The organism is Spirosoma koreense, assembly GCF_054777875.1.
In genome coordinates this window covers 2,284,499-2,299,443 of record NZ_BAAHAC010000022.1, presented here as the reverse complement: position 1 = coordinate 2,299,443, position 14,945 = coordinate 2,284,499, and the positions used below count along the sequence as shown (strand labels likewise).

Annotated in this window: 12 protein-coding genes; all 12 read right to left on the bottom strand. The window is 55.9% G+C overall.

What is annotated here, in order from left to right; translation table 11 throughout:
• Positions 1 to 42 precede the first annotated feature (42 nt).
• Positions 43 to 588, bottom strand: a complete 546-nt coding sequence (locus tag ACYVC2_RS23040) for a GNAT family N-acetyltransferase (protein ID WP_461106163.1) — start codon at positions 586 to 588, stop codon at positions 43 to 45.
• A 67-nt stretch (positions 589 to 655) separates the two neighbouring features.
• Positions 656 to 3,307 carry a TonB-dependent receptor plug domain-containing protein gene (locus tag ACYVC2_RS23035; protein ID WP_461106161.1) on the bottom strand — a complete coding sequence of 884 codons (2,652 nt, stop codon included), beginning with the start codon at positions 3,305 to 3,307 and terminating at the stop codon, positions 656 to 658.
• Between the two features lie 37 nt (positions 3,308 to 3,344).
• On the bottom strand, positions 3,345 to 6,491 hold the full coding sequence (locus ACYVC2_RS23030; protein ID WP_461106159.1) for an nSTAND1 domain-containing NTPase: 3,147 nt from the start codon (positions 6,489 to 6,491) through the stop codon (positions 3,345 to 3,347).
• A 56-nt stretch (positions 6,492 to 6,547) separates the two neighbouring features.
• Positions 6,548 to 6,979, bottom strand: coding sequence for an ATP-binding protein (locus tag ACYVC2_RS23025; protein ID WP_461106157.1), 432 nt, complete (start codon positions 6,977 to 6,979; stop codon positions 6,548 to 6,550).
• A 237-nt stretch (positions 6,980 to 7,216) separates the two neighbouring features.
• Complete coding sequence (locus ACYVC2_RS23020) at positions 7,217 to 7,531, bottom strand: STAS domain-containing protein (protein ID WP_461106155.1); 315 nt, start codon at positions 7,529 to 7,531, stop codon at positions 7,217 to 7,219.
• Between the two features lie 168 nt (positions 7,532 to 7,699).
• Positions 7,700 to 9,817 (bottom strand): glycogen debranching protein GlgX, encoded by a 2,118-nt coding sequence (gene glgX, locus ACYVC2_RS23015; protein WP_461106153.1) that lies wholly within the window; start codon positions 9,815 to 9,817, stop codon positions 7,700 to 7,702.
• A gap of 2 nt (positions 9,818 to 9,819) precedes the next feature.
• Complete coding sequence (locus ACYVC2_RS23010; RefSeq protein ID WP_461106151.1) at positions 9,820 to 10,158, bottom strand: STAS domain-containing protein; 339 nt, start codon at positions 10,156 to 10,158, stop codon at positions 9,820 to 9,822.
• Positions 10,159 to 10,273: 115 nt separating this feature from the next.
• Positions 10,274 to 12,172 (bottom strand): AGE family epimerase/isomerase, encoded by a 1,899-nt coding sequence (locus tag ACYVC2_RS23005; RefSeq protein WP_461106149.1) that lies wholly within the window; start codon positions 12,170 to 12,172, stop codon positions 10,274 to 10,276.
• A 74-nt stretch (positions 12,173 to 12,246) separates the two neighbouring features.
• A complete protein-coding gene (locus ACYVC2_RS23000) occupies positions 12,247 to 12,654 on the bottom strand; it encodes a VOC family protein (RefSeq protein WP_461106147.1) in 408 nt (135 codons plus the stop codon).
• A gap of 12 nt (positions 12,655 to 12,666) precedes the next feature.
• Positions 12,667 to 13,236: a DJ-1/PfpI family protein gene (locus ACYVC2_RS22995; RefSeq protein ID WP_461106145.1), complete on the bottom strand. Its 570-nt coding sequence runs from the start codon at positions 13,234 to 13,236 to the stop codon at positions 12,667 to 12,669.
• 47 nt (positions 13,237 to 13,283) lie between these two features.
• Positions 13,284 to 14,039 carry a DJ-1/PfpI family protein gene (locus tag ACYVC2_RS22990; RefSeq protein ID WP_461106143.1) on the bottom strand — a complete coding sequence of 252 codons (756 nt, stop codon included), beginning with the start codon at positions 14,037 to 14,039 and terminating at the stop codon, positions 13,284 to 13,286.
• 47 nt (positions 14,040 to 14,086) lie between these two features.
• On the bottom strand, positions 14,087 to 14,929 hold the full coding sequence (locus ACYVC2_RS22985; RefSeq protein WP_461106141.1) for an MBL fold metallo-hydrolase: 843 nt from the start codon (positions 14,927 to 14,929) through the stop codon (positions 14,087 to 14,089).
• Positions 14,930 to 14,945 lie beyond the last annotated feature (16 nt).

Here is a 14,945-nt window from a genome sequence, read left to right as displayed (position 1 = left end):
GGCCTGTACGGTTGGTTCCCCGGCTGATACGGGGCTGTTCGTTTACTGATCGGCTACGGTTTTCAAATCGAGTTCCATAAAAAACAGCGGGCGCTCGGGCATTTCGGGCGTGTGGGGCAATTCACAGACGTACGAAAAGCCCAGTTTGGTCAGCGCCGAAAGCCGGGCCAGCTGCGGCTGGGCCAGCACCACATCGACGCCTTTGCTCGCGGCCATATCCAGCCGCGCCTGGTCCAGCAGCCGGGCTAACCCCCGCCCCCGGAAGCGCGGATCGACCACCAGCCGATTGATCGACGCCAGACGTTTGCGCTGATATCGGGGCCGATGCGAATCGGGTAGCAATGCGGCATAAGGCACCTCCTCCAGACTGTCGTGCAGGCTCATCCGGGCGGCCGCCACGACGACATTGTTTTTCGTAACGACCCAGTGGTGCGCGGTATGATCAATGGCTTCGATCCAGGTACGGCGGTCGAAGAAAACGGTATTGATGCCCGGCTCGTCGCGCCATGCCCGAATCCGCAACGTCCCGATCTCCTGGATACGCTCCGGAAAAGGCACCTGCGCAATGCAGTACAAATCGTCAAGCATAACAAGCTTCTTGGGGGGTGGAAGGACGGATATGTTCATGTTTGTGATAGCAAAAGAGGATCGGATACTAATAGGCATTCTGTTTGGGTTTGAAGGTGTACAACAGGCCCACCGACACAAACCGTCTGTTCTGCGGGAAGCGCGACGGATAAGTCGAATTATCGGCCTCCCGGATGCCCGGCACAAAATATTCTTTGTCCAGCAGGTTGTTGGCCGACAACTGAATCGACATGCCGCGCAGCAGATTATGGTACGTAAGGTTTGCGTTCATCACCAGAAACGGATCGAAGCGCTGAATGGGATTGTTGCTGCCCGAGGTGCCGGCTCCGGTTTGTCGGGCACTAACGTAGTTTCCGGACAGATACAGGTCCAGGTTGGGCAGTAGCTGGTAATTGCCTCCGGCATTGACCATGTAGTTGGCAATGTCGCTGATGCGCAGGTTGGTGGCCGGGTCTACCGGGTTCGTATAGGTAAAATTCCCCCAGATGTTCAACCGGCTGATGCGATAGCTGACGTCGCCCTGAATGCCCCAGATCCGGCGGCTGCCCGTAGCCTGAAACTGCTGGGTGGTTCCGCCGGTTTCGAGCCGGACCGTTTCTACCCCTACGGCATTGCTGTAATTGGCCAGGTAGCCGACTACGTTCATCGACAGTTGCCGGCTGGCCTGATACGTCAGACTGATATCCAGGTTCCGAACCCGCTCCGGCATCAGGTTCGGGTTGGTCAGGGTTCGGGTCGAAGTGGTCGCGTATTTCTGTAGAAACGATGCGTCTTTGAAGGCCGTCGCATAAATAGCTTTGAACACCAGCTTACCCCGGTTGTAGATGCCCGCCAGCCGCGGATTGACCACCGTACCATAGCCACCGTGGGTCTTGATCTGATTATGATCCACCCGCAGCCCCCCCACGAGCCGCAGGTTGGTATAGGGCCGGTAGGTGACCTGCGAATAAATACCGAGGTCGGTGGTCTGGAAATTATTACCGCCCAGCACCGACCCCGATGCGTTGCTGATGGTACCGGTTTCGTCGGCCTGGGGTCTGGTCGAGGTGATGTAGTTACCCTGAATCAGGCTGCGCCGAAACTCGATCCCGCTGTTGATTTCCAGATTCGGCGCGGGCGTATAGAACAGCCGCAGTTCGTTCCGCAACTGGTTCGATACGCGATAGTTGTACGTGGCCGTGGCGCGGGGAATCGAGTCTTTCGCCAGTTCGAGCAGGCCCAGTTTACCGTTGAAATAGCCGTTGTAGGTGACCAGGTTGGTGTTGCCGTTGATCTCGTGCAGCAGAAACGAGGTGATGTTCAGCAACTGAAACTTGTCGCTGACGTATTTATTGTAGGTAATTGAAAAGGCCCGGTCGGCGGTGATCCAGCGCGGATTTTTGTCCGTCACGATCGTCGAGCGGTTGGTGTACCAGGGCGCGGCCCCCTCGTCGGTTTTCCAGTTCAGAAACGAAATGGTCAGGTCTTTAAACTCCAGCTTGGCCCGGATAAACCAGTCGAGCGACGAGTCGTTGAAGCGGACCGGATTGCCGTTGAGCGTGCCACCGAACAGGTTGTTGTCGAGGGTAGCGGCTTTCTGGGCGCCCTGTTGGGTCAGCCTCAGTTCGCTGGCCGCCCCATTGGGCGCGTACCCCACCGTATACAGATTGCTGTTGGGGTAGCGCGTCAGCAGGTTAGTACGGGTGAGGTACTGCTGCGCCAGGTAATTGCCGGCTGCATCCGTACCCGTTATGTTCAGCTGACCGGTGTAATCCGCGGCTGTGCGGGGATCGAAGTTAAATTCCGGATACTGCGACAGGTTCCGTTCGTCGGACCGGTACACCCGTCCGGTGATGGACAGCGCCAGATCGGGCGTTTTGGCCGTCAGCACTCCGTCGACATACTGGGTGTTGAGCGAACCCGCGCGTGCCTGCCCCGTAAAGGCCAGTTGCCGGCTCGGTCCGGCCAGGTTGCGGAAGCTCTTAGTGATAATGTTGATTACCCCGACAAACGCATTGGCTCCGTACATCGTCGAGGCCGGCCCGTAAATAACTTCCACCCGGTCGATGTCCGACAGCGGGTACTGCTGCGAAATGGGTATGCTGCTCGACGCCAGATCGTTTTCTTCTACCCCATCGATAAGCATCAGGGTGCGGTCGTTGGAAGTCGATCGGTAGCCGCGCTGGTAGAAATTGGAGTAGCCTGGGCCATTGCCTTTCATAACATCGAAACCCGGCAGGTCGTGCAGCACCTGCTCGAGGCTCTGATAGCCGCGCTGCTCGAAGTCTTTACTGGTCAGCACCATCACCGTGGCCGGTACGTACAGAATATTTTCGGCTTTTTTCGAAACCGAGGTAACCTGGATGACCTGATCTTGCGAATCGCGTACTTGCTGAAACAGGGCTTTGTAGCGGGGCGATGCGCCAAAATCAGGTTCGTATTTCGGATTCAGCGCCAGCAGTTGATTGATGGCCCGCGAACTCTGCTGCAACGAGTCGATGGCCAGGTAAGTCATCGACAGAATCCGGAGGGCCTGAATCCGGGCGTTTTCAGTGAAGTTTTTTTCGGCACAGGGCAGCAGCAGCGAAAAAACCTCGTCGAAGTTTCCCCGGGCGTATCGTTTTTCTGCTTCCGGGATAGCCACCAGCTCATCGCACGTATCCTGCGCCACCCCCACCCGGACCAGAGGCCCCAGGAGTTGCAGCAGCAGACACAAACCGATAAGTCGCAAAAAATTCATGGCGTTGGTACGAATTAATAGGCCCCACAGGGCAGAGTTACGGCTTCAATTTCTCGTACGGAATATCTTTTCCGATGTATTTATTCCACTCATCGACGGTCAGGTTGCGCCGGACCTTCCGGAGCAGCTCGGCATACAAATCGGGCGTATCGACATTGCGAATGCGCACGGTTTTGTCGGCACCGACAGCCACGAGTCGCTTACCGTCGCCCGTAAACCGGATGGCCATGACCCACGAATCGAAATCGTTGATCACGATCGGCTGCTGCTGGTGCGACAGGCTGCCCGAATTCCAGAGGTGAATAGACCAGTCGGAACTACAGGTGGCCAGTAGCTTCCCGTTGGGGGCAAACGCAATGTCGTTGACCGTGGAAGTATGCCGACCCGACAGCAGCACTCCCGTTGGAGCGGGTTCGGTGCCGTTCAGGTCCCACGCATACACCAGTCCCGCCGAATTGCCCGTAACGAGCCGGCTACCGTCGGGGCTGAACGCCAGGGCCGTCACCCGCGAACCGAACTCCCGTCGGGCAATCACTTCAGGTTTCTTTTTCAGATCGGCCAGCGAAAAACTCAGGATCTGGCCGTCGGTGGAGCCGCACATCAGCCGCTTCCCATCGGGCGTGAGCCGGGCGCAGTACACGGGCAGACCCGTCCGAATGTTCTGGAGCGAGTCGATGCCGTTTGCGCTCAATTTCCAGCTGCGCACATTACCGTTCGTGCTGACCGAAATGAGCTGTTCCTGTCCGGGCGTCGTTAGCAGGGCCTGAACCGGAGCCGTGTGAGCTTTCAGCCCCGTCGGCGCTTCGTCGGGCTGAGCGACCTCCCAGCGGTACAGCACCCCGCGTTCGCTACCACCGAACACGTTTTTACCATCTTTATCGAACGCCACCGACCGGATGCCATCGAGGCTCCGGCCGGGTGTAGTTAGCGAGCGGGGGGCCTGCGCCGGATTGTCCGACACCCACAGCCTGATCGTTCCGTCGTCGCTTGCCGAAGCCAGCACGTTGCCCTGCAGGGCAACGGCGCGCACCACGTCCGTGTGCCGACGCAGTACGGTCCGTACGTCGGCGGCTTTGGCGAGCGCGTTGAAAATGTCTGGATTATCGGTCTGTCCGCCGTTTTTCAGATTCAGCGTGTAAGCCTCCAGCGCCAGCAGTGCCGGCAGGTCGTCGGCCGCATTTTCGTTCATCTGATACGACTGAATGGCCATGGTCTGGGCGATGGCCTTACCCCGCTGCTGCTCGGCATACTGCTGGGCATTGACCGCAATCTGCTTTTGCTGTTCGGCCAGCACCTGGGCCGACTGAGCCAGGTCTTTCTGCTGTTCGGCGTTCCGCTGGGCTTCCTGAGCGATCCGCTGCTGGGCCTCGGCATTTTTCTGCGCCGACTGGGCCAGGTCTTTTTGTTTTTCGGCGTTCCGCTGGGCCGCTACAGCAATGACCTGCTGATCTTCGGCGTTCTTTTTTTCGCGCAGGGCAATCAGCCGCTGCTCTTCGGTCAGCCGCTTCTGCTGACCGGTGATGATTTCCTGTTGCTCCGCTATTTTTTTCTGCGTGATCGCTTCGCGGGTTTGTTCTTCGGCGCGGTTGCGCTGAATCAGCGCTTTCTTTTTTTCTTCGAGGGCTTCTTCCGCACTCTGCCGGGCCTGCGTTCTGAGTACTGCCGAAATCAGCAGAAACAGCAGGGAGATGAGCGCGCTGGCACCCAGAAAAATGGAAAACAGCCGGGCCCGGCGGAGCTCGTTGCGTTGGCGTTCTTCCTTGTTCTGAATCTCGAAATCATGCTGATCGTGACTGTACTGCAGAAAATTGATGGCTCGTTCGAGGTACGGGTCGTAGCGGTTGGCCCAGGCCTGGGTCGGTCGGTTCTCGGCCATCCACTTGAGCCCGATCTGCAACTCCGGGTTCGTCCAGAGGCCCGTTTTCCCTTCGTGGTACAGCGTAGCCGAGCGACTGACCTGTTTGTAGAACTTAGCCGATTCCGTCTCTTCCTTCACCCAGTTCTGGAGCCGTTCCCACAGGTTGGTGATCCGTTCGTGCGACAGGTCGATAATGACATCGGCGTCGGCATAGACGGTTGTCGACGGGGTCAGGAACGCCACACCCGGCTCCCGGAATCGATCCAGCACGTCCGTCAGCAGGTACATCGGAACACCCGATACCGTACTGATATCGCCAACCGGAGCGGGCCGAATCATGCCTTTGTTGCCTTCATCGAGTACGATCAGCGCTTTAAACAGTTTTTCCGTCGCCAGCTGGCTTTTTTCGTCGGGCAGATTTCCGTACACCTCTTCGGCATGGAGGGTAATGGCCTTCTGCATGGTTCCGATGGCTTCGTAATCGCCGATATCGATCGGGCTGTTGGTCCGGCGGGACGCCTGCCAGTGGTTCCAGGTTCGCATCAGCGCGTGCTGCAGAATCGGCAGCTGGTCCATATTGGCCCCGATGTCGGTCAGCAGCCGGTCGGTCAGCTCATCGGCAATGCTGGCCCCCATGACGCTGATGGGCGTGGTGATGACCTGACGCAGTTCGGCCAGATTCATTTTGGGCAGCAGGTAGTAGCCGTGGTTGATGGCCTCGGTCAGCCCTTCGTAATCGGTACACTGATCGAGGTAATCGGAGCGCATGGTCAGCACCACGTACACCGAATAATCCTGACGGCGACTGAATTCCAGCAGCAGGTCGATGAACAGGGCAGCCTCGCTTGCATCGCTCTCGTTCTGCTGGTAGCGAAACAGTTCTTCAAACTGATCGATGATCAGCAGCAGGTTAGCCTCTTCCCACCAGCTGATCAGTTCCTGAGGAGCCGTTTTGAGCATCCGCTCCATCTGGTCGGGCGAAATATGGTCGGAAAACGCCCGGTTCTGCTTGCTCAAAGCCGGATACAAGGCCCGGGCCAGGTTTCGGATCGGGGTGGCATCGGGGTTTAGAAAGACCACCTCCCACTTGTCGGTAAATTCGGTCCGGCCTTCGACCAGCTCCGGTATCAGGCCAGCCTTCACCAGCGACGATTTTCCGCTACCCGATGAGCCGATGATGGCCAAAAACCGGGACTCGATCAGCTTTTCCTTTAATTCACGAATCTGATTGGAACGCCCAAAAAACAAATAAGAGTCTTCTCGTTCGAAGCTCCTCAGGCCCGGAAAGGGATTTGTAAAGGCGACTTTATTGTAAACGTCAATCATATCGTGTCTCGCAACTTACCAGGTGCTGGTCATAAGCCGAGCAGGCCTTTTGGCGCCTACTCGGTCTTATCCGTCGTTCGCATAATGAAGATATTCCGGTTTCGGTGATCGACGTATTCGTACCGAAATTCATCGACACCATTGACAGTCAGGTGGATACCCATACCACCGATGGGCCGTTCTTCGAGCGGCAGGTTGAAAAATTCTTCGTTGGGTAGCTCCCGTTCCAACGGATTGAAGGGCACCGCGTCATCTTCCAGAATGACGGTAAGCTCTCCGTCGGTGCGGTTCGTCAGCAGATCGACCGTGCCTTCTTTGCCGTTTTCTTCGTAGCCGTGAACGATGATGTTGGTAGCAATCTCATCGACAGCGAGCAACAGGTTGTAGTTGGCTTTTTTGGAAAGCCCTAGCTGCAACGCTTCTTCTTTGACAATCTGCCGGATATCGTCGAGTGAATCGAGGGTGCCGGGAAACGTTTTTCGCTCCATTGGTATAGGATTTAGAAGGTACACCAACCCGGACTTGGGACGGTGGGAGTCTATTCGCTAAACTGTGGCTAGTTCTTACGGAGGCTGGGGGATGATGGCGGCAATCGAGCGGGCTACCCGCCGAAAACCGTTATCCAGAAACCGCAAACGGTATTTTCATCTAATCAGTACTCCCCTTTAACCGAGCCACAGTCAGGCGAATACGCTCCCACCGGGCCGAACCCGAACGGTCCGACCTTAGAGGTACTGATCCACGATATTGACGCTGTGTTGAAGGCCGGTTTTCTCCAGCGTTTCGACAACCGACTCCTGCGGCTTGACGATGTAAATGGCCAGATTCGTGCCCATCTTCTGCTTGGCAAAAATCAGTACCCGTAAGCCCGCCGACGAAATAAAAGTAAGGTTCTCGACAAACAGCACCAGCTCATCGGGCGACTCGGCGGCCATTTTCTCGATTTCTTTCTGAAACTCCCGGGCCGACAGCGAATCGATTTCGCCAGCCAGGGTAATTTTAGCAATCTTTTTAGCTTCTGCCAGTATGTGCAAACTCATGGTAATGCTTGTGTTTAAAGGTGAAAATGAGGGAACAATGTGAGAGTAGGTAGGCTATTGGAAGTATGATGTAAGCTATCTGATGTATGATATAGAAAATAGGCTGCTCCTATCCGACAATCTACATCATACTTCCTACCTCATACCTCCTATATCCTACTTCCTTTTTTACTTTCCGATCAGGATAACGACACTGCGCGAACCGACGAGAAACTCCGACTGGTTGGCCAGGAGGTCTTCGGCACCCGGTTCGAAAATATCCGCCGGAGCCGCCATGTCCGTGTTGGCAAACACGTACCATTTCTTGCCGGCCGGAAGCTCGGGCAGTTCGAAATGAAGTCCCTCCCAGAACATGTTCATGGCCACGTAAACCGTATCGTCTTTCACGATACCCTGCTTAGCATGGTCGCCGTCGAGCATGAAGGCAAACGACCGGCTACCGGGCGACCGGTCGCAGTTCCAGGCTTTGGTGCCGTGGAAGCTAATGTCGGGAAAGCCGCTACCCACCGAATCCCAGTACTGAAAAAACGTCTGGCTCCGCAGCACCGGGTGCTGCCGCCGGAAGTGGATCATGTGCCGGGCAAAGTTGTACAGGTCGGCGTTCGATTCGAGCTGCGCCCAGTTGAACCAGTTGAGTTCGTTGTCCTGGCAATAGGTGTTGTTATTGCCTTTCTGTGTCCGGCCTACCTCGTCGCCCATCAGAATCATCGGTACCCCCTGACTGACCAGCAGTATGGCGAGGGCATTTTTGATTTGCTTATGACGCAGGAAATTGATGGCCGGATCTTCGGTTTCGCCCTCCCAGCCGCAATTCCACGAGTTGTTGTCGTTGGCGCCGTCGTTGTTGTTTTCGCCGTTGGCCTCGTTGTGTTTTTCGTTGTAGGCAAACATGTCATAGAGCGTAAAGCCGTCATGACAGGTTACGAAGTTGATACTGGCCGTCGGACCGCGCTGGCTGTACAGATCGGGCGAACCCATCACCCGCTGAATCATGCCGTTCACTTCACCCGGATCGCTCTTGAGGAACTTACGCAAGCTGTCGCGGTACTTCCCGTTCCATTCGGCCCAGCGCCCGTAGGCCGGAAACGATCCCACCTGATACAGGCCACCCGCATCCCAGGCTTCGGCAACAAGCTTACATTTGGCCAGTACCGGGTCGTAAGCCAGCGATTCGAGCAGGGGCGGGTTGCTGAGCGGGCTACCGTTCTGCGCCCGGCCCAGAATAGCCGCCAGATCGAAGCGGAACCCATCGATGTGGTATTCCGACGCCCAGTAGCGCAGGCAGTCGAGGACCATGTTGCGCACCACGGGGTTGTTGCAGTTCAGCGTGTTGCCCGTGCCGGAGAAGTTAAAATAATACCCTTCGGGCGTGAGCATGTAGTACGTCCGGTTGTCGATCCCCCGGAAGGAAATCGTCGGCCCGCGCTGGTCGCCCTCGGCGGTGTGGTTGAACACCACGTCGAGCATTACTTCGATACCGTTTTTGTGCAGTTCCTTGATGAGTGTCTTCAGCTCATCGACCTGCATGCCGAACTTACCCGTGGCGGCATACCCCGCTTTGGGTGCAAAGAAGTTGACGGTGCTGTAGCCCCAGTAGTTCACCAGGGTTTCGCCCGTGGTGGGACTTTCGCGGCTGTTCTCCCACTCGTCGAATTCGTAGATCGGCAGCAGCTCGACGCAGTTGACCCCGAGCTCTTTCAGGTACGGGATTTTCGAGCGGATGGCGCTGAACGTCCCACGGTTTTTTACTCCGGCCGATTCGTGCTGGGTGAATCCCCGAACGTGCATTTCGTAGATGACCAGGTCTTCGATGGGCGTTTCGAGCGGATGATCGTGCTCCCAGTCGAAATCTTCGAAGGCCAGCCGCGACCGGTACTGGTATACGTTGTCCCAGTCGGGTTTGGTCAGCCAGGTATCCCGCCCGCCGATTACTTTGGCATAGGGATCGCTCAGGATAGCCGACTTGTTGAAGCGCAGGCCAGCCGCCGGATTGAAGGGGCCATCCATTCGATAGCCGTATTCGAGCCGTTCGTAATCCAGATCAAAGACGGTCATGCAGTACACATTCCCGATCCGGAACTCGTCGGGAAACGGAATTTCGGCGTAGGGCTGGGGGGCACCGCGTTCGAACAGGACCAGCGTACAGGAGGTCGATGTGCTGGAAAAGATACTGAAGTTCACCCCGTCGGCCACCATCGTTGCTCCAAACGGCAAGGCATGGCCCCGGCGAAACTTGATGCCTTCGTGTTCGTGGGTCGGGTAATAGTCTATTCGATTATCAACCATCGTTAGGCAGCTTTAAGGGTGTTGAGACCTTCCTTGAGTGTGTCAGCCATGATGAAAAAGGACAAAAAGCCGGTGTTGGACATGATGTCCTGAATTTCTTCGGACGTGCCCACCAGCACCACATTGCCGCTCTTGGCTTTCACCTGCCGGTAAATCATCAGCAGAACCCGTAGGCCAGCGCTGGACAAAAACTCAACTTTGGTCAGATCGATAATCACTTTGCTTTGCCCCTGAATCGCAGCGACGGCGGTCCGTTCGAACTCGGGCGCGGTTTTGCTGTCGATGTTCCCGGTTGCTTCAACGACGGTGATGCCTTCTACTGTGCTGGACGTTACGTTCATGCCTGTATGTAGTTTAGTTAGTAAGTCAGTGATAAGGTTTATGAGTTGGTCAGTCGCGACAGGATCGCGGCCTTCGTCTGGGCAGCTGGCCCCGCACGACTGACCAACGTACTGACTAGGCCACCGGAGTCAGCAGCACCTTCACGCGTACCTGCTCGCTCGTGTCGGGCAGTTTCACGGTCAGTTCCTGCGCGTTGAAATCCGTATACGGCTCATCGTTGATAAAACATTCGCTGATGTACACGCTGCCTTTGGGCAGGATATCCGGCGATACGTGCAGGATATTGTTTTTGAACGAATCCGGATACGGCTTGAAGTAGAAATAGGTTGGCTGCTTGGTAATCAGCAGGTTGATGTACACCGTCGAGAGGTAGCACAGCTCGGTGCTGTGGTAGGCGCTCATCGAGTGGCTGCCTTTGAAGCGTTCGGTGCCCATCAGGTACGGCATCCCGTTCGAGAAGACGTTGAAATACACCCCGCCATCGTCGGTATCGAGGAAGAACGCGTTGTAGAATGAAGCCGCTTCGCGGGCCTGTTTTTCGTACTCTTTATCGTCGAGCAGACCGTGCATAATCAGGTAAGCCAGAATGGCCTGCTCCTGCTGCCACCACGCCTTGCGGTCGTGCCATACAAACTGGTGCCGTTTGGTGTTGGGTTTTTCTACCCGTTCGACCACGTCGTACCAGCCCCCGCGCTGCTGATCGGAGCCGGCTTTCGGCATCAGTTCGGCAATTCTTTTGGCGAAATCGAGGTACTCCTGCTTGGGCTTCAGCGACTGCATCCGCATCAGGTTCCAGGCAATTTTGAGGTTGTGACCAACCACCGCCCGGTTCTGCTGCCAGCCCCAGGTCTGGTCTTTGCTCCAGTCTTCCATGAATTTCTCCTGCACGAACGGACTGTTCTCGTAGTCGGGGAAATACTTGGTGATCGTGTCGAAGGTGTATTCCAGGAAGTCGGCGTATTTCTGTTCGCCGGTGGCCAGATACAGGTTGATCAGGTACGCCGGAGCGTGGTCGCCAACCGAGTTCCAGTTTTTGCGGGCCCGGTTATGCGCCAGCGACTCGTCGCGGGGGTCGAGCCCGATCGGGTCGATGTGCGAGAAGTAGCCTTCCTGTTCGTTGTCTTTATAGTAAGTTTCGAAGAGGTCGATCGTCTTTTCGATGTCGAACATGATCTTCTTATCCCCCGTGATGCGGTACGTTTGCGTCGGACCGGCCAGGGCATAAATCTGTTCGTACATCGGGATCGAGTAGAAGTCGTCGCCGAATTCGGAGGTCAGCAGCTTGGTTTCTTTAGCGCCATCGACTTTCAGACCGTGGTACCAGTAAACCAGATTGGCATCCTGGTCGAAGAACCGCATGTGTTCGCGCAGGTACTCGGTGCCTTTTTCGGCGCCTTCCAGATACGCATCGTTGCCGGTGAGCATGTAGGCCGACGCAAACCCGTAGATCATCCGCGAAATGGTGTCGGTTTCCTGCAGGTAGTCGCCCCGCTTTACCCCGGCCAGGTGCAGCATCGTCCGGTAATTGCGGTAGTCGATGGGCTCTTCGGGGTAGTTGAACTGCCATTTGAGATAGCTCGACGCGATGGAGCTGATCTGATGAATCCACCAGTCCTGTCCTTCGTGTTTGTACTCCATCGGATGCGATCCGGGGAAAATCAGCCACTGCGCTTCGAAGACCGGCTCTTCGTTTTCCAGACCTGGGTAGAACGTACCGTAGGCATGAACATACTGCCCTTTCTGCGACAGCATCTCGAACATGACCCCGGTAGCGTCCTGATAGCCTTCGTTGAGGTTCCGGACCGAGCGGGCGTAGGTCGAGGCAATCAGGTACAGCTTGAACGTCCGGCCATCGGAAGTTTCCAGGATGAAGGCTTTCTCGCTGGGAATGAATTCAACGATATAGCCCGAAATAGTGTCCGAAAACGTGAAGTTGATCCGCATGTCGGCGGTTCGCGTAGCGGAGGATTTTCCGTCGGCACCCGGTGCAATGGATGTGATATCGGTTTCCATGTAGTATTGATTAGAGGTTTTTAGTTAACATGCAGGAAGAGATTCTTTTACTGGGTCGAAGCCGTCAGTGGCCGCTACTCGTCGGTATAGCCCTGACTGATTTCAACGATATTGCCGTCGGGGTCTTTTACCCAGACGGTTTTCCAGCCGGGGATGAAATCGCTGAAATCCAGCGGTCCCAGCGTAACCTCGGCCGCGCTGCCCATCTGACTGATGACGGCCTCGATGTCGTCGACCTGAAACGCCAGGTGCCGAATGGTGGCGTAATGCGGTCCATCGGCCGTTGGAGCCGGCAGGCCAGGCCCATCGGCATCGGCGCGGAACAGTTCGAGGTAAACCGACTGGTCGTTTTTCAGGAAAACGATCTGGTTGTCTCCACCCAGCGGGATGGTCCGCGCCCGGCGGAAACCAAAGTGCTCACTGTAAAACTGTTCCGTACGGGCAGGATCGGCGCAGGACAGGGCAACGTGCGAAAAAACCATGGATGCTAAAAATTAAGGTGTGGATAGAAGCTCGATGATTTTTTTAGCAAACAAATGCGCATGGCCACCCGACCGTCCGGTTACCAGGTCGCCATCGACCACCACGTCTTCGTTGGTATAGATGGCCCCGTAGGCTTTGGCATCGCCGATGAGGTTGTTATGGCAAACCAGGGGCCGTCCTTTGACCAACTCGGTGGCGGGGGCCGTCAGCCACAGGCCGTGGCAGATGATGCCTTTGAGGATGGACTTCTCGGCGAACGCCCGTTTCAGAAATTCGGTAGCGGGTGGAGTTTTGGTCACATCTTCGGTATAGCGCAGCCGGTCCGAGACCATGCCCGAAGGCACGATGATGGCGTCGTAGCTCCGTAGTTCTTCGTCGCTCATGTTCTCGAAACTCTCCCAGCAGTCCATCGGCACCTTGTATTCATGCCCATGAAACGTGATGCGCTCATTGCCCCACAGCCGGGTCAGAAAATGCAGGTCGGCACCTTCTTCGGGGAAGCGGAATTTGTAATAGAAGATTTCGTTTTCGAAGTAATCACTTTCCAGCAGAACCCCGATTTTTTTGCCTTGCAGTTTCATGGTGGTCGTTATAGAGGTCAGTACCTGACGTTTGTCTGTCAATAGAATCAGGATAGAACTTCGACTAATTTGTCGCCGAACGCAATCGACGATTCAACCGACAGGGCCGTCACGAACGGATGGTCGTACATAACCTGTGGCTTTTCGCGGTTCGTTGCTGGATCGGAGTATACTTTTCCGTTCGGGCCGACGGCGTCTTCGACGATTACCTGCAATGGGAAAACAAACCCCTGCGTAACCAGATCCGTGCCTTTGTTTTCGTCAGTAGCCCGGACGAGCGGGTAATTCATGGGACCCGTAAAATCCCAGGCGCGGGGGTGAGCAACGATTTTCTTGCCGTAAATGATCGGGCGGTGCAGCGTATCGTTGTCGCGTGCCCAGACGAAAGCGCCCACGGCATAGCAGAGCGCTCCCAGTATTTTCTCCTGGTTAAAGGCGTCGACGCAAAGCTGGTGGACATAGGGATTTCCGACAATATCGAGGGGCGAACCAGGACCACCCACCAGCACCAGGGCATCGTAGTCGGCCATGTTAGCCTCTTCGACTTTGATCGGCGTATCCCACTCACCCGAATCCAGGATCTCGTTGATACGGTCAACCACTTCGCCGGGGTTCACGTTGTAGTTCTGCATAGGATCGACAAACTCCTTGCTCATGCTGAGTTCGAGGGGCAGCGGAGTCAGTCCTTTGGGCGTCGCCAGGGTTACTTCGAAACCTGCTTTTCTTAGGGCGTCCCAGGGTGCCTGTAATTCTTCACCCCACAGCCCTACGTTCGAAGCGAGTATTAATACTTTCTTGCTCATGATCTGCAAAAAAATTAAATGGATTGACGGAATTGATTAAAAAAGAGTTAGTAATTATAGGGGTTGCTATACAGCATAAACGCCGACAGATTCAGCATCTCGACCACTTTGTAGTCCGGATATTTTTCCATGATCCGACGCTTGAGCTCTTCCCCATCGGTGGCTGTTTCGACCACCGACCGTTCGAAGTTGAGCGTATCGATCATCGTATCGCAAAGGCTGGAATCGCCAGGCAGACCGTGTCCGGGAAAAATGACGTCGTACCCTTTGGCTTTGATGGCTTCCAGTTGCGCGGTCCAGGAGTCGAAGTTGTGCTGTTTCGTGATGTAGTTGACATCGCCGATGTACGGGTAAACCCCGTTGTAGACCGTATCCTGCGCAATCAGCACCTTCAGTTCCGGCAGCTCGACCATCAGCGAGAAAGTCGATTCGGTACCGAAATTCTTCTGGTACACGATCGTCAGGCCGTCCAGCACTTCGCTTTCGGCCGGCAGCGGCTGAGGCACGGTAACGGTGCTGGTAACGGCATCGCCGAAGGAGGGCTTCTTGCTGTCGAGCATCATCTGGCCGTAGCCTTCGATTTCAGCAATCGTCTCGGGCAGAGCGTAGACCGGCCGGTCGGTAAACAGCTCCAGACCCGCCCAATGGTCGGGGTGGCAATGGCTGATAACGACCTTGTTGATGGGTTTACCGAGGCTGTCAGCGTATTCCCGGGCGGCTTTCGCCTGTTCTTTCAGCAGCTGCACATCGACGATGATCAGCGAGGCAGGTGTTTCGATGATCTGCGTGCAGACCATCTCTGCCGACTCGGGACTAAGGTAACTATGAATGACGTACGGGCCTTTTTCGACCTTCGTGATGGTAGCTGAATTTGTGAGGGTAGGGTTCATATCGACAGTCAGTAAA